This is a genomic window from Litoreibacter sp. (assembly GCF_058136045.1).
This window is the reverse complement of the sequence record NZ_JBYVDD010000002.1, coordinates 35,055-57,679: the sequence shown is the minus strand read 5'-3', so window position 1 is coordinate 57,679 and position 22,625 is coordinate 35,055. Positions and strand designations below refer to the sequence as shown.

24 protein-coding genes and 1 tRNA gene are annotated in these 22,625 nt (G+C 56.5%); 16 read left to right on the top strand and 9 right to left on the bottom strand.

The annotated features are described in order from the left end of the window. Positions 1 to 51 precede the first annotated feature (51 nt). Both AC3Y7R_RS00970 and AC3Y7R_RS00965 read right to left on the bottom strand, forming a co-directional pair. On the bottom strand, positions 52 to 1,284 hold the full coding sequence (locus AC3Y7R_RS00970) for a sigma-54-dependent transcriptional regulator (protein WP_490040135.1): 1,233 nt from the start codon (positions 1,282 to 1,284) through the stop codon (positions 52 to 54). Further along, positions 1,281 to 3,035: a sensor histidine kinase gene (locus AC3Y7R_RS00965; RefSeq protein ID WP_490040134.1), complete on the bottom strand. Its 1,755-nt coding sequence runs from the start codon at positions 3,033 to 3,035 to the stop codon at positions 1,281 to 1,283. The genes AC3Y7R_RS00970 and AC3Y7R_RS00965 overlap by 4 nt, the downstream gene beginning before the upstream one ends. Positions 3,036 to 3,276: 241 nt before the next feature. Here AC3Y7R_RS00965 and AC3Y7R_RS00960 point away from each other — a divergent pair, with 241 nt between their 5' ends. The 5 genes from AC3Y7R_RS00960 (at position 3,277) to gph (ending at position 8,141) form a co-directional block, all read left to right on the top strand. Next, positions 3,277 to 4,275: a DctP family TRAP transporter solute-binding subunit gene (locus AC3Y7R_RS00960; protein WP_490040133.1), complete on the top strand. Its 999-nt coding sequence runs from the start codon at positions 3,277 to 3,279 to the stop codon at positions 4,273 to 4,275. 67 nt (positions 4,276 to 4,342) lie between these two features. Then, a complete protein-coding gene (locus AC3Y7R_RS00955; RefSeq protein ID WP_490040132.1) occupies positions 4,343 to 5,020 on the top strand; it encodes a TRAP transporter small permease in 678 nt (225 codons plus the stop codon). A 3-nt stretch (positions 5,021 to 5,023) separates the two neighbouring features. Continuing rightward, entirely contained in the window at positions 5,024 to 6,400 is a 1,377-nt protein-coding gene (locus AC3Y7R_RS00950; RefSeq protein WP_490040131.1) for a TRAP transporter large permease, read from the top strand. Positions 6,401 to 6,465: 65 nt separating this feature from the next. After that, on the top strand, positions 6,466 to 7,497 hold the full coding sequence (locus AC3Y7R_RS00945; protein WP_490040130.1) for an L-idonate 5-dehydrogenase: 1,032 nt from the start codon (positions 6,466 to 6,468) through the stop codon (positions 7,495 to 7,497). Then, positions 7,494 to 8,141 (top strand): phosphoglycolate phosphatase, encoded by a 648-nt coding sequence (gene gph, locus AC3Y7R_RS00940; RefSeq protein WP_490040129.1) that lies wholly within the window; start codon positions 7,494 to 7,496, stop codon positions 8,139 to 8,141. Before AC3Y7R_RS00945 ends, gph begins: the two co-directional genes overlap by 4 nt. 61 nt (positions 8,142 to 8,202) lie before the next feature. Here gph and AC3Y7R_RS00935 read toward each other — a convergent pair whose 3' ends face one another. Continuing rightward, positions 8,203 to 8,973 (bottom strand): transporter substrate-binding domain-containing protein, encoded by a 771-nt coding sequence (locus tag AC3Y7R_RS00935; protein WP_490040128.1) that lies wholly within the window; start codon positions 8,971 to 8,973, stop codon positions 8,203 to 8,205. A gap of 137 nt (positions 8,974 to 9,110) precedes the next feature. Here AC3Y7R_RS00935 and AC3Y7R_RS00930 point away from each other — a divergent pair, with 137 nt between their 5' ends. Genes AC3Y7R_RS00930 through AC3Y7R_RS00920 form a run of 3 tightly spaced genes read left to right on the top strand, consistent with a single transcriptional unit; the run spans position 9,111 to position 10,952 of the window. Next, positions 9,111 to 9,851, top strand: coding sequence for an amino acid ABC transporter ATP-binding protein (locus tag AC3Y7R_RS00930; RefSeq protein WP_490040127.1), 741 nt, complete (start codon positions 9,111 to 9,113; stop codon positions 9,849 to 9,851). Between the two features lies 1 nt (position 9,852). Then, positions 9,853 to 10,611 carry an amino acid ABC transporter permease gene (locus AC3Y7R_RS00925; protein ID WP_490040126.1) on the top strand — a complete coding sequence of 253 codons (759 nt, stop codon included), beginning with the start codon at positions 9,853 to 9,855 and terminating at the stop codon, positions 10,609 to 10,611. A 5-nt stretch (positions 10,612 to 10,616) separates the two neighbouring features. Continuing rightward, positions 10,617 to 10,952 (top strand): carboxymuconolactone decarboxylase family protein, encoded by a 336-nt coding sequence (locus AC3Y7R_RS00920; RefSeq protein ID WP_490040125.1) that lies wholly within the window; start codon positions 10,617 to 10,619, stop codon positions 10,950 to 10,952. Between the two features lie 46 nt (positions 10,953 to 10,998). On the opposite strand, the gene AC3Y7R_RS00915 is transcribed toward AC3Y7R_RS00920, so the two are convergent. Then, a complete protein-coding gene (locus AC3Y7R_RS00915) occupies positions 10,999 to 11,292 on the bottom strand; it encodes a putative quinol monooxygenase (protein WP_490040124.1) in 294 nt (97 codons plus the stop codon). A 135-nt stretch (positions 11,293 to 11,427) separates the two neighbouring features. Between AC3Y7R_RS00915 and AC3Y7R_RS00910 the strand changes: the two genes are divergently transcribed. Next, complete coding sequence (locus tag AC3Y7R_RS00910; protein ID WP_490040123.1) at positions 11,428 to 12,321, top strand: LysR family transcriptional regulator; 894 nt, start codon at positions 11,428 to 11,430, stop codon at positions 12,319 to 12,321. Positions 12,322 to 12,333: 12 nt separating this feature from the next. Here the strand turns inward: AC3Y7R_RS00910 and comE are convergent, their stop codons facing one another. From comE to AC3Y7R_RS00890, 4 genes are all read right to left on the bottom strand, one after another. Continuing rightward, positions 12,334 to 12,897, bottom strand: coding sequence for a sulfopyruvate decarboxylase subunit beta (comE, locus tag AC3Y7R_RS00905; RefSeq protein WP_490040122.1), 564 nt, complete (start codon positions 12,895 to 12,897; stop codon positions 12,334 to 12,336). A gap of 1 nt (position 12,898) precedes the next feature. Continuing rightward, entirely contained in the window at positions 12,899 to 13,396 is a 498-nt protein-coding gene (locus tag AC3Y7R_RS00900; RefSeq protein ID WP_490040121.1) for a sulfopyruvate decarboxylase subunit alpha, read from the bottom strand. 72 nt (positions 13,397 to 13,468) lie between these two features. Beyond that, positions 13,469 to 14,347: a LysR substrate-binding domain-containing protein gene (locus AC3Y7R_RS00895; protein WP_490040120.1), complete on the bottom strand. Its 879-nt coding sequence runs from the start codon at positions 14,345 to 14,347 to the stop codon at positions 13,469 to 13,471. A 57-nt stretch (positions 14,348 to 14,404) separates the two neighbouring features. After that, a complete protein-coding gene (locus tag AC3Y7R_RS00890; protein WP_490040119.1) occupies positions 14,405 to 14,593 on the bottom strand; it encodes a hypothetical protein in 189 nt (62 codons plus the stop codon). Positions 14,594 to 14,776: 183 nt separating this feature from the next. On the opposite strand from AC3Y7R_RS00890, the gene AC3Y7R_RS00885 reads away from it, so the two are divergent. The 4 genes from AC3Y7R_RS00885 to AC3Y7R_RS00870 all read left to right on the top strand — a co-directional run bounded on the left by AC3Y7R_RS00885 (position 14,777) and on the right by AC3Y7R_RS00870 (position 20,273). Further along, a complete protein-coding gene (locus AC3Y7R_RS00885; RefSeq protein WP_490040118.1) occupies positions 14,777 to 16,375 on the top strand; it encodes a tetratricopeptide repeat protein in 1,599 nt (532 codons plus the stop codon). Between the two features lie 13 nt (positions 16,376 to 16,388). Continuing rightward, a complete protein-coding gene (locus tag AC3Y7R_RS00880; protein WP_490040117.1) occupies positions 16,389 to 17,543 on the top strand; it encodes a phosphatase PAP2 family protein in 1,155 nt (384 codons plus the stop codon). Continuing rightward, positions 17,518 to 19,668 carry a S8/S53 family peptidase gene (locus AC3Y7R_RS00875; RefSeq protein WP_490040116.1) on the top strand — a complete coding sequence of 717 codons (2,151 nt, stop codon included), beginning with the start codon at positions 17,518 to 17,520 and terminating at the stop codon, positions 19,666 to 19,668. The genes AC3Y7R_RS00880 and AC3Y7R_RS00875 overlap by 26 nt, the downstream gene beginning before the upstream one ends. A 239-nt stretch (positions 19,669 to 19,907) precedes the next feature. Continuing rightward, complete coding sequence (locus tag AC3Y7R_RS00870; protein ID WP_490040115.1) at positions 19,908 to 20,273, top strand: VOC family protein; 366 nt, start codon at positions 19,908 to 19,910, stop codon at positions 20,271 to 20,273. A gap of 32 nt (positions 20,274 to 20,305) precedes the next feature. Here the strand turns inward: AC3Y7R_RS00870 and AC3Y7R_RS00865 are convergent, their stop codons facing one another. Next, the gene (locus AC3Y7R_RS00865) at positions 20,306 to 21,007 is read right to left on the bottom strand and encodes a M48 family metallopeptidase (RefSeq protein WP_490040114.1); all 702 of its coding nucleotides are present in this window, start codon (positions 21,005 to 21,007) and stop codon (positions 20,306 to 20,308) included. Positions 21,008 to 21,185: 178 nt separating this feature from the next. Between AC3Y7R_RS00865 and AC3Y7R_RS00860 the strand changes: the two genes are divergently transcribed. The 3 genes from AC3Y7R_RS00860 to AC3Y7R_RS00850 all read left to right on the top strand — a co-directional run bounded on the left by AC3Y7R_RS00860 (position 21,186) and on the right by AC3Y7R_RS00850 (position 22,279). Next, entirely contained in the window at positions 21,186 to 21,533 is a 348-nt protein-coding gene (locus tag AC3Y7R_RS00860; RefSeq protein ID WP_490040113.1) for a TIGR02300 family protein, read from the top strand. A 98-nt stretch (positions 21,534 to 21,631) separates the two neighbouring features. Further along, a tRNA-Ala gene (locus tag AC3Y7R_RS00855) sits at positions 21,632 to 21,707 on the top strand. Positions 21,708 to 21,934: 227 nt separating this feature from the next. Further along, on the top strand, positions 21,935 to 22,279 hold the full coding sequence (locus AC3Y7R_RS00850; RefSeq protein ID WP_490040112.1) for a hypothetical protein: 345 nt from the start codon (positions 21,935 to 21,937) through the stop codon (positions 22,277 to 22,279). Positions 22,280 to 22,625: the final 346 nt, after the last annotated feature.

Sequence of the window (22,625 nt, the reverse complement as noted above, 5' to 3'; positions counted from 1 at the left end):
GTCTTTCGCGACATTTGAGGGTCAGTTTACGCGTTTTGCGCGCGTGCTGGCTTAGGTGTTTCGAAAGTCCTTGGCACGCAGCCCATGCTTGGTCAGCTTGTCGTAGAGGGTTTTGCGCGGCAACCCCAAGGCCTCTGCCGCGGCAGCTGATTTGCCACCCAGACGGCGCAACGTATCAGTCAGCACGAGCTTCTCGAAAGCGTTCATTTGCGCGCTCAGGTCAAGTTCGGCGCTGGTGGCGGCATTGGCCTGCACGTTGAGGCCAAGGGCAAAGCTGCGGGCGAAGTTGCGCAGCTCTGGTAGGTTATCTGGCCAGTCGCGCGCAATAATCTGGGCGTTTAGGCTCTCGGGAATTTCAGGCATGTCGCCGTTCATGCCGCGCACGATTTGGCGCACCAATCCCTCAAAAACGACGGCCAGATCCTTGCGACGGCGCGCCAGTGACGGCACCTCGATTTGCATGACTTCCAAAGCATAAAACAGGTCATCGCGAAGCCCGGTTTCACGCAGCTTATTCAGCGACAGTGAGGAGGAGGCAAGAATGCGCAGCTTGGGAAATTGCTCCATCATCTCGAAGAGCGCGACCTGTTGCGCGGAATTGGCGCATTCGAAGGATTTGACTGACAGATCAGTTGGCTGGTTGGTCATATCCACGGCCTGAAGCGCCTCGACAGAGGTATCACGCAGTGACACCGCCAAAAACCGCGGCTTATCGGTGGCTAGGGAATGAATTGTGTGGGCGGCGAGCCGTTTGCCAGAGCCAGCGAGCCCGTGCAGCAGAACATGCACGGGAAGGGGCGCGGCTTGGCGCAAGGACTTGCGCAGCCGCTCGACAGGCAGCGAGGTGCCGGGAAAGTTGGTTGCGGCGGCGTCGCCAGCTTGCAACTGGCGCTCCATCTGGCGCGAACGCAAGACCAGTTGGCGGTGCTCGATGGCGCGGGTGACCGCCTCCAGAAGTTGCTCCGGCGGGCAGGGTTTTTGGCGGAAGTCATAGGCCCCTTCGGCCATGGCGCGCACCGCCATTGGCACATCCGCTTGGCCGGTTAGCAGCACGACGGGAAGGTCCGGGTCCACCTCTTGGGCGCGCGCGAGCACATCGAAGCCGTCTTTGCCCGGCATTCGGATGTCGGATAAAATTACCCCGGTGAAGTCGCGGGTGATATGGGGTTTGGCCATCACATAGCTGGAGGCGGCGATGACCGTGATATCTTCCAACTCGAAGCTTTGAGTAAGAGAGGTGCGAAGCGCTGCATCATCTTCGATCAGTAGCAAGCTGGGGGTCATTGCGTGGTCTCCTGAGGGGCGCAAGCAGGCAAGCTGATGGTGAAGGCCGCGCCGCCATGTTCAAGGTTTTCGACACTGAGCAGGCCGTTGAAACTGCCGATGATGCCGTAAGAGATAGACAGGCCCAAACCCAGCCCTTTGGATGCGCCGATGTCTTTGGTGGTGTAGAATGGCTCGAAGGCGCGCTCGATATCCGACAAGCCGGGGCCGGTGTCTGTTATAACCAGTTGCACCTGTCCGCGGCGCAGGGAGAGGGTCACGCTGATCTCTTTGCGGGGGCTGTCAGACATGGCGTCCATGGCGTTTGATAGCAGGTTCACGATCACTTGCTGGAGGCGGACCTGCCCCGCGTCGACCCAAATATCGGGCAGCGTGCTGACTTGAAGGACGACGCCCTCGGATTTGGCCCGCTGCGTGGCAAAATCTAGGGATGCATCCAGAACTGTCCCCACGTTTACCCGCTCCAGCGGTTCGGTTTCCTTGCGGGCAAAACCGCGCAGGTTATGAATGATGCGCCCCATACGCTGGGTCTGCTCGGAGATGCGCGTGAGGTTTTCCTGCGCCTCAGGATTGCGACCACGTTCAATGAATTTCTTGGTGTTCTCGGCATAGTTTTGGATGGCAGAAATAGGCTGGTTTAACTCATGGCTGATCCCGGCGGACATTTGGCCCAATGCGGTCAGTTTGCTTGCCTGAATAAGGTTGTCTTGCGCCTGTTGAAGCTGGGCGTTGCGCGTGGCCACGCGCGCTTCGAGCTGGGTATTCGCGGCCTCTTCCAAGCGGAGTTGGTCAGATAATCTAGCGCGACCTTGCACAAATATAGCAAAGCCCAATCCGAAGAGTGAGAGCAAAGCGGCGGTGAGGGCAGCGGTCAAGCGGGCTTCGTTTGCGGCGGGTTGAATATCAACGAAGGCGCGGGCGGTCATGTCGATCAAAGGCACATCGCGCGACACGATCAAGGCGCGTGAGGGCATGTTTGGCGCCTCGGAAAAATGCCAAAGCGTACGTCCGCCACCTTGGGTGATGTTATAGGTCGGAAAGGGCGTGATCGGGGCGTGGGCATAGTTGGTGGTGATGGCAGTCGTTTGGGACAAGGCTGCGTCGCGGGTCAGGGCCAACCCCAGCCGGTTTGACACAAAGGCCACGCCAGCATCATCAAAGAAAGTGACGATAGTATCGTCGATGCGCCACTCGGATTCCAGCTCGTCCATATTGACTTTGACCACGACGAAGCCTTGTGGTCTTGCATCATCACCCAAGACGCCACGGGCGAAGTAGTAGCTGCGTTTGCCATCAGGATCGGCACTATGAAACACCCCCATCCGGCCCGTATTGGCGGCAACAATATCGGCGCGCCCAGAAAGGTCTCTGCCAAGGAACTCTGGCGCGTCTTCATAGGTTGAGGAGGCCAAAACATGCCCTGCCGAATTCAGGGCATGGATTTCTCGTGCACCTGCCGTCAGGGCCATGCGCAATAAAAATTCAGAGGTGCGCGCGGCGGTAGAGCGGCCTTGGATCATCGCGGGAATATCTGGGTGGCGGGCCAAAAAATCGGCCTGTTCGCGGTAGCTTTCTAACTGGGCAATAAGGCGATCTGCGGCTTGTTCCACGACGATGGCGCCTGAATCCTCAAGCCGGTCCAGCCCAGCGCGGAAGCTCAATTGGTAGGCGGCGCTCACTAAGGCGATAGCGAGAGCCAGATAGAGGCCGACAAAAGCAGGGAGGCCGATGGAGCTTGGTCTGCGGGGCATAAGGCTCGATTCGTCAGTGGGTTTGTGCGGAATATCGCAATTTTTGACGTGCGCGTCTGGAAAAAGTCGGAAATTTCGCACTTTTTAAAGTGTGTGTGGACTTAGCTTCTGTATAACTACATGTTTTTAAATCAAAATAATACAATTTGGCAAGCGCGCTTGCGCGACAGTAAAGGCCTTGTAATGCTTTACGTGTCCGGCGGGAGGCCCCGTCCGATAAAATTCCTATGGGAGGATACACATGAAAACTCTGTTGAAAGCGGCCTGCGTTGCCGCTGTTGCCCTTGTTCCGTCGGTCGCTGCTGCGGCTTGTGACGAAGGCGAAATCGTAATCAAGTTCAGCCACGTCACCAACACGGACAAGCACCCTAAAGGCGTTGCCGCCACCCTGCTTGAGCAGCGCGTGAACGATGAGATGAACGGCAAAGCCTGCATGGAAGTGTTCGGCAACTCCACGCTGTATAATGATGACAAAGTCCTCGAGGCGATGCTGCAAGGCGACGTTCAATTGGCCGCGCCATCCTTGTCCAAGTTCGAGAGCTTCACCAAGAAGTTCCGTCTGTTTGATCTGCCATTCATGTTCAAAGACATTGAAGCTGTTGACGGGTTCCAAAACTCCGATACCGGTCAGGCGATGAAGGACTCCATGCAAAAGCGTGGCCTTCAGGGGTTGGCATTTTGGCACAATGGCATGAAGCAAATGTCTGCCAGCAAACCGCTGGTTTTGCCAACAGATGCGAACGGTCTGAAATTCCGCGTGCAGCCATCAGACGTGCTGGTCGCGCAAATGGAAGCTATCGGTGGCTCGCCCCAGAAAATGGCGTTCTCGGAAGTTTACGGCGCGTTGCAACAAGGTGTTGTGGACGGTCAGGAAAACACTTGGTCCAATATTTTCGGCAAGAAGTTCTTTGAGGTCCAAGACGGCGTCACTGAAACCAATCATGGCATCATCGACTATTTGGTCGTGACTTCCGTTGACTGGTTGGACGGGTTGGACGCCGATGTGCGCGACCAATTCCTGACGATCTTGTCTGAGGTGACTGAAGCGCGCAACGGCGAAGCTTTTGCAACCAACGAGAAGGCCAAAGGCAACATCGAAGCCGCGGGCGGTGTGATCCGTCAGTTGGACGCCGAGCAGCGTCAAGCATGGGTCGATGCGATGAAGCCGGTTTGGGCACAGTTTGAAGGCGACGTAGGCGCTGACAACATCGCTGCCGCACAAAAATTCAACGAGATGTAAATCACGTTGCGGCACGGCGGGACCTCTCGCCGTGCCCCTATTTTACTGCACTTGGGGAGGGATGCAGATGGCACAGGCCACTCGATCATTCATTGACGCAATTGAGGAAACCATCATCGCGGTTCTGTTGGGCCTGATGACAGTGTTGACCTTCGCCAACGTGGTTGCGCGCTATGTGTTCAATTCGAACATTCTATGGGCGCTTGAGCTGACAGTTTTCATGTTCGCATGGCTGGTCTTGTTGGGCGCATCATATGCGGTCAAAAAAGGCTCCCACCTTGGGGTCGACGCGATTTTGAATATTGTGTCCCCTTCCACTAAGAAATTTCTGGGCATCCTTGGCTCACTCGCCTGCATCGCTTTTGCGTTTTTATTGCTGAAAGGGAGCTGGGATTATTGGGCGAACTTCGCCAATCTGCCCGCCACCGAGGGGCGCTGGTTCCCAACAGGGTTTGAAGAAAAGTTTCGGGCCAAAGGCTGGTATGAGACCAATGACCTTCCCGTGCCGGAGGTGCTGAGGTTCCTTGAAGGCATGTTCAATGACGGCGACGAATACGAGAAAATACCGCGCCTGATCCCCTATTTTGTTTTGCCGTTCTCTATGGCGCTGTTCTTGCTGCGCTCTATTCAGGCCGCCTACGCGCTGTGGACCGGAAAAATTTCAATGCTCATCGTCAGCCACGAGGCCGAAGACGATGTTGAAGAGGCCGCCGCGCGCCTTGCTGCTGATTTGAAGGAACTCTAAATCATGGAAATTATCCTTCTTTTTGGCATGGTTGTTGGCTTTATGCTGATCGGTGTGCCTATCGCAGTATCGCTGGGCTTCTCGTCTGTTTTGTTCCTTCTGTGGTTCTCTGATGCAACCATGGCCTCGGTTGCAGGCACCTTGTTCGAGGCCTTTGCTGGCCACTACACCTTGCTGGCTATCCCGTTTTTCATCCTCGCCTCGTCGTTCATGTCGACGGGCGGTGTGGCGCGACGGATCATTGATTTCTCGATTGCCTGTGTTGGGCATTTGCGCGGCGGTATGGCCATCGCGTCGGTGTTTGCGTGCATGATGTTTGCGGCGCTGTCTGGCTCTAGCCCGGCAACTGTGGTGGCGATCGGCTCCATCGTGATCGCGGCGATGCGCAAGGTCGGCTACACCAAAGAATTTGCGGCTGGCGTGATTTGTAACGCAGGCACGTTGGGCATCTTGATCCCGCCTTCCATTGTGATGGTGGTCTATGCCGCCGCTGTGGAAGTTTCCGTGGGGCGGATGTTTTTAGCGGGCGTTATTCCGGGCCTATTGGCTGGGATGATGTTGATGACGGGCATCTACGTTATGGCGCGGGTTAAAAACCTGCCGAAAGGGGAGTGGGCCGGCTGGACGCGCATCTTCGAGACAGGCAAGGAAGCTGGCTGGGGCTTGTTCCTGATCGTTATCATTCTGGGTGGCATTTATGGCGGGGCGTTCACGCCCACCGAGGCCGCCGCTGTGGCTGCGGTCTATGCCTGGATCATCGCGTGTTTCGTGTATCGCGACATGGGGCCGCTCTCGACGCCGGACGGTGAGGCTAACATCTCGCTTCTGGCTAAGCCGCAAGCGCTGTTCACTGCGTTCTTTCATAAAGACACGCAACGCACGCTGTTCGAGGCGGGCCGTTTGACGGTGACGCTGATGTTTGTGATCGCCAATGCGCTGATCTTGAAACATGTGCTGACCGACGAGCAAATCCCGCAACAAATTACGGCTTCAATGCTGGATGCGGGTTTTGGGCCGATCATGTTCTTGGTCATTGTTAACGTGATCTTGCTGATCGGTGGTCAGTTCATGGAGCCCTCGGGCTTGTTGGTTATCGTGGCGCCGCTGGTGTTCCCGATTGCCATTGAGTTAGGCATTGATCCGATCCATCTGGGCATCATCATGGTGGTTAATATGGAGATTGGTATGATCACCCCGCCCGTTGGCTTGAATCTGTTCGTGACCTCTGGCGTGGCGGGAATGCCGATGATGGCGGTTGTCCGCGCGGCGCTGCCGTTCTTGATGATCCTTGTCGTGTTCTTGATCATGATCACCTACATTCCGTTCCTGTCCACGTGGTTGCCGACGTTGATCATGGGGCCGGAGTTGATCACGAATTAGGCTGGCAGCCTGATCCAAAGCATCCTAGCTTGCGCCTAGATTTCCCAGTTGGAAAAGGCGCAAGCATGAAGTCACTTGTCATCCACGCCCCGCGCGATTTGCGCATCGAAGAGCATGAAACCGCAGCACCAAAGCACGGCGAAGTGCAAATCGCTATGGCTGCGGGCGGCATTTGCGGCTCGGACCTGCATTACTATCAACACGGTGGTTTCGGCACGATTAAGCTGCGCGAGCCGATGGTTTTGGGCCATGAGGTGTCGGGTCACATTGCCGCGTTGGGTGAAGGCGTCACGGGCTTAAGTGTGGGCCAGTTGGTTGCCGTCTCCCCGTCGCGGCCATGCGCCAGTTGCAAATTTTGCCTCGCGGGCCAGCCCAATCAATGCCTCAATATGCGCTTCTACGGCTCGGCGATGCCATTCCCCCATATCCAAGGTGCGTTTAGCCAAATGTTGAACGCGGATGCGTCCCAATGCGTGCCCGCTAACGGGTTAAGCGCAGGAGAGGCGGCGATGGCGGAGCCGCTGGCCGTTTGCTTGCACGGGGTGCGCCAAGCTGGGTCACTGCTTGGTAAATCGGTACTTGTTACCGGGTGCGGCCCTATTGGTGTGTTGACAATTCTTGCCGCGCGTCGCGCTGGTGCGGATCATATCGTGGCGACGGATATGTCCGATTTCACGCTGAAAATGGCACACGAGGCGGGTGCAGATGTGACCTTCAATGTCACCAAAGCTGATAAGCCTCTGGCACCCTACATGACCGACAAAGGCCAGTTTGATGTGCAGTTTGAATGCTCCGGCGCGGTGTCAGCGTTAACCGCAGGAATTCATGCGATGCGACCCGGTGGCATGATTGTGCAACTGGGCTTGAGCGGGGATATGAGCCTGCCGATGATGGCAGTCACAGCAAAGGAGTTGAATTTGAAAGGTTCGTTCCGCTTCCATGAAGAATTCGCCACCGGGGTGTCGTTGATGCAAAAAGGACTGATAGATGTGAAGCCGTTTATCACGAAAACCTTCCCGCTAAAGGATGCGGTGGAGGCGTTCGAGATCGCCTCGGATCGCTCGTGCGCGATGAAAACACAGATTAGTTTCGCATGAGGGCGGTTATTTTTGATTTGGACGGGACGCTGGTGCATTCCGCCCCTGATTTGCACGCCGCAGCCAATGTGATGTTGGCCAATGCAAACCGTGCGCCGGTGAGCTTGGAGCAAGTGATCGGTTTCATCGGCAACGGGATCGAGAAACTGGTGGAGCGCGCTTTGCGGGCGACCGGCGACGTGCCTGATAACCTTGCGCCGCATTACGCCGAGATGAATCGTGCCTATGCGGCTGATCTGACGACACTGACGCGGCTGTTTGGCGGAGTGCGCGAGGTGCTCGATACGCTGGATTTGCCGCTGGCAATTTGTACCAACAAGCCCGAGCGTCCGGCGCGTGACCTTTGCGATGCGTTGGATCTGACGCGTTATTTCGATGTGATTACTGGCGGCGATACCACGCCAGTCAAAAAACCGGATGCCGTGCCATTGCTCCACACCGTGGCAGCTTTGGGGGTGGGTGTTGATGAGTGTCTTTATGTCGGTGATAGTATCACTGATTTTCGCACTGCGCGTGCGGGGAACATGGCCTTTGCGTACTATACGGGCGGCTATCAACCGACGCCGATAGAGGGGCTGCGGGCGGAGGAATGCTTTGATGAGTGGCATGGAATTGATTTGGCGCGCTTCGCACGGCAGACATAAATCAGGCCGCACCAGTGATGGCGCGGCCTGATCAGATTCTAACGATTGAAAGCGGTTGGGCTTACAGGCCCCACTTCGCGGCGGTCGCGTCAAAGAAGCCACGAGCTTTCTTCACTTTGACCCAGTTGTTGACGTAGTTAATCCAAACCTGATCTGTCTGTGGCAACAGCATCGCGATGGGCGATGGCGCGCGGGGGCCAGCGCCATTTACCCGCATAATCGGGAATTTTTTATTCAGCGTGGAGCCTTCGATGTTGGATGTAATAAACACATCTGCGCGGCCCGCGATGACCTCTTGGTAGCCACGCGCAGGGGCCTCAACCACTTTGATGTCCGCGTTTGGGAACCACTCTTTGGCGAGGCTCTCAAACGTGGTGCCCAGCGTGGTGGCGACGGTAACACCTTCCTTGTTGATGCTGTCATAGCCGTCAAACTTGGCAGCGTTTTCTTTCAAGGTGAACGGAAATATTTCAACGGAAATGTAGCTCTCTGAGAAGCCCGCAACCTTCATGCGCGCAGGCGAGATCGAGGCAGATCCGGTGATGTGATAGCTGCCAGCGGTGACGCCGTTGACCAGTGTCTTCCAGTCGGTAGGGACAAATTCAACCTCGACGCCAAGGTCTTTGGCAAGCTCATTCATCACGTCGATGTCATAGCCTTTATAGCTGTTGGTGGCGGGGTCGCGCACGGACATCGGGTTCCAGTCGCCGGTGGTGCCGACTTTCAAAGTGCCGCTATCTAGGATTTCATTCAAGGCGGATTGGGCGATGGCGGCGGTGCTCATAACCGCGCCAAAAGCCAGCGCCGCGAGGGCGTTTGCAAATTGTTTCATCTTGGGACGTTCTCCACTGTTGGTGCGCGAGGCGCGCGCGCTTTATGCGCGGCAATACACATTAACGCGACTTGAAGTTAAGGGCAGTTGCGCCCTAACCTCAAGGCGATATGTAGGCGGGAACGGAAGGCGGGAGTGTGACACAAAACGCGATCGAGATGATCAATGTGGACAAGTGGTTTGGCGACTTTCAGGTTCTCAAAGGTATAGATTTAAGCGTGAAGCCCGGTGAACGGGTGGTGATTTGCGGCCCGTCGGGGTCGGGGAAGTCTACGGTTGTGCGGTGCATTAACCGGTTAGAGGAACATCAAAAAGGCGTGATCAAGATTGGTGGCGTGGTGCAAGATGGCAGTGCGGCAGCGCTGGATGCCATCCGCTCCGAGGTCGGAATGGTGTTTCAGCAGTTCAATTTGTTTCCACATCTGACGGCGCTGGAAAACTTAATTTTGGGGCCAATGAAGGCGCGGGGTATGAGCCGCAATGATGCACAAACACGCGCGATGGAATACTTAGAGCGGGTCCGTATTCCAGAACAGGCCCATAAGCGACCAAGTCAATTATCTGGTGGGCAGCAGCAACGTGTGGCGATCGCGCGCAGCCTGTGTATGGAGCCAAAAGTCATGCTGTTCGACGAGCCGACATCGGCGTTGGACCCTGAAATGATTTCTGAAGTGCTCGACGTGATTGTCGAGCTGGCCGAGGAGGGGATGACCATGGTTGTCGTCACTCACGAGATGGGATTTGCGCGTAAAGTGGCGGACAAAATGGTGTTCATGGACGAGGGCGAAATTGTCGAGACCGGCACGGCATCTGAATTTTTTGACGCGCCAAAATCTGAGCGTACTCAGAAATTTTTGCGCCAAATTTTGCAACACTGATATGCGGGTAATTTTCTCTTTAGTCGCGCTTTTGGCGCTGTCGGGATGTGGCTCGTCCGACATTTGGGGATGGTATGTGATCAACCCCACTACGGCCACTGGATGGATCAATATCAAGTTCTTGGTGAACGGCATGGGCGCCACGATTTTGCTGTCGTTGATTGCTGCGTCCATCTCGATGGCGTTGGGTCTGTTGGTGGCTTTGCCGGGTTTATCGGCGCGTCGCGGCATCCGCGCGATTAACCGAGTTTACGTCGAGATTATCCGCGCGATCCCGCTGTTGCCGATGCTGTTTTGGGTGTTCTACGGGTTACCGATCGTGTTCAAATCCATGGGCATCAAGGTCACCATTGACCCGTTTTGGGGGGCGATTATCACGCTGGCTTTGTCCGACAGCGCCTTCACAGCTGAAATTTACCGAGCGGGTATTCAAAGTATTGCCAAGGGGCAGGCCGAGGCCGCTAAAACCATCGGGCTGACCTATGCGCAAACGATGCGCTACGTGGTTTTGCCGCAAGCGATCCGGCGTATTTTGCCGCCTTTGGCGAACCAGTTTATCTATATCGTGAAGATGTCGGCGTTCGCGTCAGTCATCGGGATGCAGGAATTAACGCGTCGCGCCAATGAGTTGGTGGTGACTGAATATCGCCCGCTGGAAATCTACTCGCTGCTGATCGTGGAATACTTGGTTCTGGTGCTGATTATCAGCGCTGCCGTGCGATGGTTGGAGCGTAAAATGGGATCGGATGAAAGAGGATGAGTGAGATGGATTGGGACGCTTTCATGGAGGACACGACTGCCAATATCGGCGCCTTGTCATCGGAAATTCCGGATACGGTTGCGGGGTTCAACGCGATGGGCAAGGCTGCCAAGAAAAGCGGTGCGCTGAGCGAGAAAACCAAAGAAATCATGGCGCTGGGCATCGCGATTGCGACGCGCTGCGATAGTTGTATCGGGTTCCATGTAAAATCCCTGATCCGGCTGGGTATCACGCGCGCGGAGCTATGTGAGGCACTGGCGATGGCCACCTATATGGGCGGCGGGCCGTCTTATGCTTATTCGGCGAAGGCGTTGAAAGCCTTCGATAGTTTTACGGCTTAATGGCACGGGTGGGCGGCTTGGCGCAAAACTCCAAGCCGCTGTTTTATCATAGATCAGTCAGGGTGATACTGCTGGGCGGCTCGCGCAACATTGCCTCCAATGTGCTCCACACGCCAGCTTCAATCAGGCGCGCAATGTGAGTGGCGTGAGCGTCCTGAGAGTGCCAATCCTCAACCAATAGAAACGTTGAGGCATCGCCTATATCAGTCAAAATGCGAACGGACTTACATCCCTCCACCTTGGGTAAATCGACCTTAACGGATTGCATCATCTTGCGAAAATCGCTGAGGAGGTTGGGCTTTGCCTTAAACGTAACGGCAATAGTGTGGAGGCTCGGCATGGTGTATCTATCCTTGTTTTTGGTATTCAGAAGTCTTTTTGTGAAAGCCTTTATGTTTAGATATTGCTATAAAACCTGAGTTATTTGATTTACCTATCCTGGAATTTTGCCCTGAACGATATTAAAGATCGAAATATGACTTTCAAAAATGAAATACATAATTGGGATGACTTTCGCCTGTTTTTAGCGGTTTCCCAAGAAGGTAGTCTGGCGGCTGCGGCCTCTGTCACCGGCTCCAGCGCGCCGACGCTTAGCCGCCGGATGCGTCACCTTGAAGACGTGATAGGCCTTCAGCTTTTTGAGCGAACCCCTGCGGGCTATCTGCTGACCTCGCAGGGACGCGACCTGCTGGGTCGGGTGCAGGAAATGGCGGGGCAATCGCAAGGCATTCAGGCGTGGCGCGCGCAACTGGACCAACGCCCTGTGGTGCGGGTGACGGCTGGGTTTTGGACCAGTGTTTTCCTGTCGCGGCACTTGAGCAGTTTTGCCTCCGGCCCTGCCGCGCCCCGGATAGAGCTGCTGACGGGGGCAAATTTTCTGAACCTTACGCGGCGCGAGGCGGATATTGCGATGCGCAATAAGGCCCCAGAGCAGGGTGAGCTAAAGCGGAAACGAATTGGGCAGGTTAGTTTTGATATCTACGGCGCGCCAGAGTATTGCGCGGCGAACCCAAGCGCATTTACCGATGAGCGCTACGCGGATTGTGACTGGATCGTTCCGTCGAAATCCGGCGGCACGGGGACCTCTTCGTTTTGGATCCGGCAGCGCATCGGAGCCACGGCAAAGCTGGTCTGCGATACCCCGCAAGCGGTGCTGGAAGCGGCTTGCGCAGGGGGCGGGCTTTGCATCTTGCCGCGGTTCATCGGGGCCAATGAGCCGCGGTTGCGCGCCTGTTCAAAGGCGATCACCTCAATTGACCACACCCAATGGCTGGTGATGCACCAAGATGGCAGTGCGACGCCCCATATTCGCAAGGTTTTTCGCCGCATTGCCCAGCTTTTTGACGCGCATAAGGCGTCGTTCCATTAGCTATAAGCCGCTTTAGGCGTTGCGCGCGGCGACGGTTTTCATGAAGCGGTCACGGATCACAACGGGGTCCATGGTGATCACGGGAACCTTGATATTGCCACTGTCGCATTTGGATACGATCACGGTCATCTTGTCGCCCGCCAACGCGGCTTTGACCGCCTCTGCGGTGCCGTCAGCGGGGCACTCAACCACGTTTTTGCAGCCACAAGCACGCGCCACTTCCGATAGCGATGTCAGCTTGCCCGCATAGGTGGGCTGGTCGCCGGTGGAGCCGTAAGAGCCGTTGTCAATAATCAGCAACACGTAGTTATCAGCCACATTATTGGCGATGGTGGGCAGGGTTCCCATGTTGGTTAACACCGACCCGTCCCCGTCAATCACCAACACTTTTTCCTTTTGCGCCAAGGCCAAACCTAGACCGATGGAGGACGCCAGACCCATGGTGCCGAGCATGTAGAAGTTGGTCGGCTGGTCGTCGATCATGTGCATTTCCTGACTGGGTAGCCCGATGTTGCAGATGGTTAACGTGTCGGAAATGACCGGGATCAGTTGTTTGAGAATGTCAGAGCGGATCATTTTAGTAACCTCCCCAGAAGGATGCATCCGTCAGGATAGCGACCGGTTTGTTGCACATGAAAGTGTATTTTAAAATCTTGTCGAACTCGTCCACGTCTGTGCGGCGGTGGAAGTGGTAGGTCGGGATATTCAACTGTGCCAATAGGGCTTTGGTGTGCACGGCCATCTCGGCCTGACAGGCCACCGGCTCGCCCAATTCACCACGATACGAGATCAGCATCGGCAGGGGCATTCGGTAGTATTGGATCAAGGTCACCAGCGTGTTGATTGTCACCCCGATGGCGGTGTTTTGCATGATAATGGCCGAGCGTTTGCCACCCATATAGGCCCCCGCGCACAGGCCCATGCCCTCGTCTTCTTTGTTGGAGGGGATGTGGTAAATGTCGGGGTGGGCCTCTGCCGCCTCGATCACGCCACCAAGCTGTTTGCACGGTACGGTGGTAATAAACTCGACTTTGTTTTGCACAAAGCCGTCGATGATGGTGTCATGAACCGACATGTGGTGGCCTCCTTTTGATCGTATGTCTTGCGGATTGAACTAAAGAATAAGACAGGTCAAATCATTAAATATTTAGGGTATGTGAAGTTTATCTTTATGATCGGAGGCGGTTGCCGCGAGTTCCTCCATGAGTCGTTCAATTAATGGGATTTTGGGGCAATCAGACCGAATCAACAGGCACATATCACGACCGGGCGCGTTCAGCGGAATTCGGCGCAAACCGGTAAATGTCGGGTCGGGAACGCAAATATCAGGCACAACCGAGACACCAAGCCCATGAGAAACCACGCTGGCGACGGTCTCCAACGAGTCCAATTCCATGCTGCTTTGGACCTCGATTCTATTGCGAACCAGCCAGTTTTCAGCAACTTTTCCGGCGGCGGTGTGGCGGGTGTGGCGGATGTAGGGAAGGCTGCGCAACAGCTCTCGTGGTGGTAGGTCAGGCGCGTCGGGGGCGGTGATGAGCACCAAGGGTTCGTGGGCGATGTGATAGCTTTGATAACGCGCTGAGGGGGCGGCCAGAGACGAGGTGATCGCAGCGTCGATGGTGCCGCGATCGACTTGTTGGCTTAAGTCATGTGACAGGCCGGGCAGGACGCGCACTTGCAATGTCGGGGTGCTTTTGAGCAGCCTTTTCAAAGCCATCGGCACCAAGCCGTGCAGAGCCGAGGGCACCGCACCCAACGTCAATGTACCTGTCAGAGCGGCCTCGCCCGAGGCGTTTGTGATCAAGCTGTCATAGCTAGAGATGGCTTTGCGGGCCTTTGGAATAAGGGATAACGCCAGCGGTGTAAGGCTTGGAGGTTTGGCGCGACGGTCAAAAAGTGGCGCGCCTAGCAAATCCTCAAGGCGCCGCATTTGTTGTCCGACGGCGGCTTGCGAGACATGCACACGCTCTGATGCCGCCGCAAAGCTGCCAGTATCGGCTACGACAATGAAAGTGCGGAGCAAGGCAATGGACATGCACGAGCTTTAGCGCGGGTGCCGTTGCCCAGCAAGCGACAGATATTAGTCGCGCAGATCGGCGGGCCCGACACGGTCTGCCAGCAAGATTAACCATGACAGGGTTTCGCGCAGCTCATCGCTTAGGCTGTCGTCCCTGCTTAGGGCGTTCATTGGGCCACGCAAATTTGGCCATTGGTCGTAAAAATCAAGCAAATCAGTAATAGGCTTAGGCCCCTTTTTCAGCGGCATCATGCATGGCTCCGTAACAACAAATACTGTGGCTAAGGTAGCAACCCCTATGAGGGGCCACATGTGAAAAAAGTGTGAAGGTCTTGGCGTCATTGGCGATACCTTGTTAGGCTTACCCTCAGGGAAGGCTGGGTTTGTGTGACCAATAAACTCGACATATCATTATTCGGGACGTGCGTTGTTCGCGTGGCAGAATCCGCTGGGGTGGAGGTGAAGGGCGCCAAGCATCGGGCGTTATTCGCGCTGTTGGCGACTGCGCCGCTTGGGCGCCGCACGCGGGCATACTTGCAGCAAACGCTGTGGGGGTCTTCCTGCTACGACGGCGGGCGGCAGAATTTGCGCCGCGCTTTGTCGGATTTACGCAGCCTTTTGGGGGCTGACTTCGACAATTTTATTAAATGTACGAATAGCGACGTGGAGTTGGACCTCTCGAAAGTGAATTTCCTTGGCGCGCCGGGAGCTGGCACTTTCCTTGAGGGGATCGGCATTCGCGATAATGGCTTTGAGGAGTGGGTCGCATCGGTTCGCGCCGACGAGAGCCAGATCGCAGGTCTTTTCCGCACCACGCCACGCACCGAGTTGGGTCGGCCCTTGCCGCGCATCACCGCCCTGCCATTTCAGCGGATAATGGGTGGCGATAACCTGCGGGTTCTGGGCGACTGGATGGCTGAGGAAGTGTGCCGCTCGCTGTCGCGCTCGAACCTGTTGTCGGTCATTTCCCACCTGTCTAGTCGCGCCTTGGCGGCGCGCACAACGGATATGCATGATGTGCGTCAAGAGTTGGACGTGGATTATTTCGTTACCGGCTCCATTCGCGATATGGGTGGCCGGGTGATCGTGGATATGGACTTTGTTGATGCCCGCGACGGCAACATCTTATGGACCCGCCAAATCGCCGGGCCAATGTCGCAATTCTGGGACGAGGTGGCATCGGGGCTGGAGGGCGTGGTGAAATCCATCGGGCGCTCGATTGCGGACGAGGCCATTGCCTACATCAACGACCGCCCGGTGCCTGAACTGGAAGACCACCATCTGGTTATTGGCGGCGTGTCCCTGATGCACCGCCCGACGTTCCGCGACTTTGCCAAATCTCGCACCTTGCTGGAAGAGGCCGTGTCGCGTGCGCCATTGGTGGCCGAGACCCATGCGTGGCTGGCCAAGTGGTACGTGTTGAGCGTGTTTAACGGGTGGACGACAGACAAAGCAGGCGACACGCAAAAGGCGCTGGATTCGTCGTCGCGGGCGCTTGATATTAATCCGGACAGCTCGTTCTCGCTGGTGATAGACGGGTTCGCGCATAACAACCTGATGCAGCGGATGGATGTGGCCAGTCAGCGCTACGACACCGCCATTGATATCAACCCCAACGAGAGCCTGTCGTGGCTGTTGCGCGGCGCGCTTTTGGCGTTCCAAGACGAGGGGCCGAACGCTATCGTGGCTGCCGAGAAAGCCCGAGGCTTGTCGCCAATTGACCCGTTTGGCTACTACTATGACAGCCTGTCCAGTACGGCCTATTTGGCTGCTGAAAACTATGATCGCGCGCTGGAACTGGCCGATCGGTCGCTTGCGTATAATGATCGGCATTTGTCGACTTTGCGCGCTAAGATCATAGCATTGCATTTCTTGGATCGTGGCGACGAGGCCCGTGCGGCGGCTTCCGACCTGATGCGCCGGCAACCCGGCTTTCGATTGAATGACTATGCCAAAGCGCACCCGTCTTCGGGGCGCGTAATTGGGCAACGGGCGGTGACGGCGTTAAAGGCCGCTGGCGTTCCAGTAACATAAAGGTAGGACTGACATGGCAAGATACGGTGGCATTGGCGGGATCGGTGGTATTGGCGGCATCGGGGGGATCGGTGGCATTGGCGGTATCGGAGGAATTGGTGGCATCGGAGGGATCGGTGGCATTGGCGGCATTGGTGGCTCTGGTCTTGGCGGCTTCCTTGGGGCTGGCGCTGTCGGAGCTTACGACGGGCTGACCGCCGTTGGTCTGCAAACGACCGCCGAGGGCATCGCGCATGTGACCGCCAGCGGCGACGCGCCTGTGCCGACGCATCTGCCTGCGAACTCTACAAATAACATGTCCCGTTCTGCCGATTGGGTGCGCGGATCACTGTACCTGACGGACTTTATCAAGGACCTTGATGTCAACGTGGCAGGGGATACGACCTCGATCGGTTTTGAGGGCGGGAACTTGGTGTCAATCACGCGCCCATCCGAGGCCCTGATGGCGTCACAGGCGAAATATGTGCGCGATTACGCCGACTTACGGGCGGATCGCGGGGCTGAAATTCAGTCGCAACTGGGCTTTCCCACGGATTATTTCGCAATGATTTTGGCCATGCACCCGGCGCAACACCGCTTCACGCTGGAGCTGATTACCGTGACGCAACTGATGTCGGCCCATGTGGCGATGATGGCGAAACACGCGCTGGCCATTCGGCGGCCTGACCAAGTGGACACCCGCATTTTGCCGATGATTGCCACGCCGGGTCACGGCGCGTTCCCGTCCGCCCATGCGACCGAGGCGCATTCGGTCATGACCGTTTTGCTGGCTCTGATGGACGCTTGGGGTAGCCATGCCGACAACGCAGACCGCAAAAAACTGGTGCGCAAACTTGCCGAGCGTATCTCGGTCAATCGCACGGTGGCTGGTGTGCATTATCCGATGGATAGCTGGGCCGGGGCCGTATTGGGGCAAGCCGTTGCAGGGGCCATTTTGGGCCGCTGCGGGGTGGCGCATTCGTCTAAGCAGGTTAGCTATGCGGCGACGGATACCGACTTCTTTGGTGACGAGCTTGAGGTGTTGTTGGATGGCGATACGCCGACAACAGATTATGGCGTGAGCGTGGGCGCGGCGGTGCAATCGAGCCAGTCAGACCTGTTCAAGTGGTTGTGGGACAAAGCCTTAACCGAGAGCCACGCCAATGACGGCGCTGGGCCGACGGTTTAGCGTCATGCACGGGCGCATTGAGCAATATACTGGTCCCTACGAGCGCTGGGTGTTCGGCGACGATCTTGGTCGCCCCTTCACATTTCCCGCTATTCGGGATCGGACCTCGCGCTATTTTACGGCCCTGATGGACAGTGATGCGCCGCTGCCTGACCCGTCCAAGCTGCGCTTTCGGGCCGAGCCGGGCGCGCCGGTTGAGCGCATCGAGTTGCGGTATCCACCGTTGTGGAACCACGGCACGGCGCTGAAAACCCGCCCGTTTTGCTTTTTTGATCCAGATGCGGTGCCAGAGGTGCCATTGTCGGGCCTTGCCGCGATCATCGCACATTTGCTGGAGCTGTTTGCCCAAATGGTCGAGGATGCGCATCCAGATAATGACCGCCATCCGCGCTACCGTGTGAACTTCCCGATCAACCCCGCTGCATGGACGCAGGACTATGATGCGTCGCGCGCGGTGGAGGGGTATGTGGCCCCAACCACGCCACCCAAGGCGATTATTGCGGTGATTGACGACGGGTTGCCCTTTGCCAATCGGGCGTATTTGAACGCGGCAGGCAAGACCCGCATGAGCCATTGCTGGCTGCAATCGGCACGCAGTCCGGGCGCTGGATCAGTGCCGTTCGGGCGCGAGCTGAGCAACGGGCAGATTGATGCGTTGATTTCTGATCATGGCGCGCATGAGGATGCGCTTTACCACGCAGCCGGAGCGATTGATCGGGATTTACCAGAGCTTGGCACCTATCTGGCGCGCGGCACGACGCATGGGGCACATGTGCTGTCGATGGCGGCGGGACCGACCTTGGCAGGCGTTGAGGAACCAGCGCAAGACGACATCGAGATCATCGCGGTTCAACTGCCAAATACCATCGCGTGGGACACCTCCGGGTTTGGCAAAGAGATGTATATGCTCTCGGCGCTGCACTATATTTTCGAGCGCGCAAAACGTGTGGCTGACGCCGCAGGTGTGGCCGAGCTGCCGTTGGTGGTGAATTTTTCCTACGGCTGGTCGGGCGGGCGTCATGATGGCCAATCCGAGATGGACAGTGCCATGCAAGAGTTGCTTGAGAAGCGCCGCGCCTTGGCCCCGACCTATCTGGTTATGCCGTCTGGCAACACCTTCAAGGATGACCTGCATGCCCAGTTTGACGAGGCAAGTTTTGTTGATGATGCGGCCTCGATCGGGTGGCAAGTGCTGCCTGAGGATCGCACGTCTAGTTACTTGGAAGTCTGGCTGCCCGAGGGGTTAGAGGCCAAAGATTACACATTCGAGGTTACCCCGCCACGCGGCGTCAGTTTTGACGTAGCGCCTTCCCTGGCTTTGCGGGGCGACCCGCTCTTCCCACGCGGAGACGAGAGAGCATTCTTGGATCTTCGTGTGGGAGGTGCGGCAGTCGGCCAGATGTCTGTTGATCTGAACCGCGGCTCGCGGTGGCGCGCGATGGTGGCGCTGGCTCCGACGATGCCGTTGCGCCCCGATGATGAAACCTACCGCTGGGCCCCATCGGGCGAGTGGAAAATCACCCTGCGGCGGACCTCAACGGCGGATAGTTTGCCTGCGGACAGCTTTATTAACATCTGGGTGCAGCGTGATGATGATCCGGCAGAGCTGAAAACGGGCGGCCAACAAAGTTATCTGCGCGAGCTGGATAAACCCGCCAGCAATAAGCCGTCTTTAGAGCAGTTCAAGCATCCGCTCGCGCTGGTGCGCGGTTTTGGCAGCCTGAACGGGGTGGCCAATGCGGCGCTGACCACGCGGGTCGGCGGCTATGTGCAAAGCAACGGCAAACCCGCGGGCTATTCCTCGGGCAGCGGGCTGCGCAATGGTGGCGCTGGGCCAGAGCCGTGGGGCAGTCCAGTGGAGGTATGCGCGGTATCGGATCGTAGCCCCAATCGCCCCGGATCTGTGGGCCAAGGGGTGCGCAGCGGGTCGCGCTCATTGCTGGTGGGAACATCGGGGGCCGCACCACAGGCCGCACGCAAAATGGTGCGCGCGCTGGCGGATGGTCAAGATGCCTTTACCGCCTTGGAGCCACAGAATTTCAACACGGGTGATGGTGTTAAAGACGCTCACCTAAAGGCCCGCTTGGGAGACCATAAAACACTGCCTTTATGGGGAGGCGGGTAACGGCAGCCACGGGCCTTTGGCCCGGAGTGCCACAGAGGTTGCATCGGCTATTTTGCCGGTGTGATGAGGGACGCTTGGCTCCGGTTACCCAGTGAGCCATAACTTTAGGCGAGGTTGTGCGCACAATACTTTAGTGCGGAGCTGAGCGTCCTTTTTTATCTCATACAACTCTTTTGAAGTAGACTGTGTTTGGATGTAGGCTTGCCAGCGTAGAGGCAGACAAAAGGCAGGGCTTACACATGGGCTTTCGCATCGACCACGTTCAACTGGCAATCCCAAAGGGGCAAGACGCCGTTTGCCGCGCATTTTGGGGGGATACTCTGGGGCTAAAAGAGCTACCCAAACCCGCAGAGCTTGCCAAGCGCGGTGGTGTTTGGTTTGAGCTAGATGGGGCGGAGTTGCATCTTGGGGTTGAGCAAGATTTCTCCCCCGCGCACAAAGCGCATCCGTGTTTTTTGATCACTGGGCTTGATGGTATCGCCTCGGCTCTGGACGCCGCAGGCTACCGCGTCGAATGGGACGATTTGCTGAAGGATCGGCGGCGGTTTTTCACCACGGACCCATTTGGCAATCGGCTAGAGTTTATGGAGCTGCGAACGCCTTAAAGGGGGGGCGTCCGGCGATTACACGTATTGGTTTAAAACTGATAGCGATGCAGCCCGCCGCCGTGGGTGCGCAGCCACTTGCGCGGGGCCTCGTAGGCGGGCAACAGGCCTGCCACCTCGGCCCAAAAGGCTGCGCTGTGGTTCATTTCAGCTAAATGGGCCACCTCGTGGGCGGCAACATAGTCCAGCACCTCTTGCGGGGCGAGAATCAGGCGCCACGAATACATCAGATTGCCCTCCGAGGTGCAGGACCCCCACCGCGATCGGGTGTCGCGCAGGGTTAACTTGCCAAAGGGGCGGCCCAACTGGGTTGAATAGCGCGTACTGGCTTCGGCCAGCCGGTCACGCGCCAAATTTTTGAGGAATGCGCGCACGCGAGGTCCGGTCCGGTCTTCGCCAGCACGCTCGGTGCCGAGGGGAACCAGCAAGTGGTCGTCCATAAGTTTAACGGCGCGGGTTTTGGTCTCGGCAATCAGGCGCGGGTGGCCCTCGACAGGGATCACCGCGCCGCAACTTATCAAGGTAGCATCGGGCTGGCGGTCCAGATGGCATCTGATCCAGTCTTCTTTGGCGCGCAGAAACTCTTGTGCCTCTCGCATGGAAGCACGGCGCGGCAGGGTCAACGACACCCGCCCGTCCACGCCTGAAACCCGCAAGGACAGCCGCTGCGCCCGCGTTGAATGCTTCAACGTCACGTCAATCGGGGGGTGGCCCAGCTGAATAGTCTCGGACATGGAATATGTGCCTGCATTTTGATGCTTTGGCCCAAAGGTAGCGTGACCAAAGGGCCATTGAAAGGTACAATACAGGGAAAGCCTTTGACACGCCTTTCCCCATGTGGCAACTGGCTGCAATTCTGCTATTCAACCGCATGTGTGCCGATATTGGCTGCACCGATGAAAGAGGACGATTATGCCCAAGGAAGAATGGGGCGTTAAACGCGTTTGCCCAAGCTGCTCGATCCGGTTCTACGACCTGAAAAATGATCCCATGGTGTGCCCATCATGTGAGCATGAGTTTTCTCTGGAGAGCGTAACCGGGACCAAGTCACGTACAATGACTGCAGACAAACCCGATGCGCAAAACAAAGACACCGATAAAGACGAGGATGGCGAAGTCGTTCTCGACGATGATAGCGATGATGATGATGGCGACGCCGATCTTGGCGACGATGTGCTCGACGACGATGACGACGAGGATACCGTAAGCCTGGACGAGTTGGCCGATGCCTCCTCCGATGATGACAAAGACGACAGCTAAATCGACGAATGATAAATAGTCGGGCGCGGGTGGGTTTTTCGCTTGAACTGCCCCCCGCGCCCTTCTAGACACCACCTCGCAACCGCAAGGTTGCATACGGGGCCTTAGCTCAGCTGGGAGAGCGCCTGCATGGCATGCAGGAGGTCAGCGGTTCGATCCCGCTAGGCTCCACCAAACTCTCCGTTACTGTAAAATGCCAGATTGCTTTGGCGCTGTTCGCGCTTTTTGACATTCTTGCCAGATAGTTCTGATCTTTGGGCTGTTTTGGTAGCTTACACCAACAGCGCCCAATGGTCAGAGACAGCGAACGGCAGCTCCGAGCCCAAAGTTCCATTTTGTGGATATAGTCAAAATGCAATTGGCGGCCTTGCAAATATCCGTCATCTGCGGACTATGGTGCCATGAAAAAGCGCTCGGCACGAAGCATTCTAAGTAACGTTGGTCGGCTACTGGTATTTTGCGAAGCGGAGAGTGATTTCTGGCCTAGTTCTCGTCACTTTCTTGATATTGGAGAGGCGGAGCTCGCATTTGAAGGCTTGTTTATGTACCTGCTTTCACGAGATGATTTGTGGAAGGAGCATCACGCTCTCATCAAAACGATTCAGAACAGCCTAGCTGAAATCATAGATTTTGATGGGCTAGAATTAAGCGTCATGGATGATGGCAGATACTGTGAATGGAAAGCGACCATGGAATGGAGACAGTCGGTAGTTCGAGAGCTTAACGACAAAGAGCTTGCAGATTAAGTTTCTTGAACCACTCAACGGCAACAAAGTCCCCATAGCAGACCCTGAGTGTTCGATTGTTGGACCTTTGCTTTGCAGATGAAGCGCCTCCAAAATCAGAGCTATCAGGCAATAATTCAGTTTTAGGGCATGTTCACTATAATTTATCCAATGAAACCAATAGCGGCGCCGCCTGAAAATATTTAACCTATCTGGCGCGCCAGAGTTACTATCTCAGCCTTTAGGGGGCAGCTACGCCCGCCGTCCTCATCAGATTTTAAAACGGATTTCGCGCTTTGCCTTGGCTGCATGGGGCGCGTGGATTTCATCCGTGTCTGAGAACATGAGCAAGCTAAAAACGTAAATT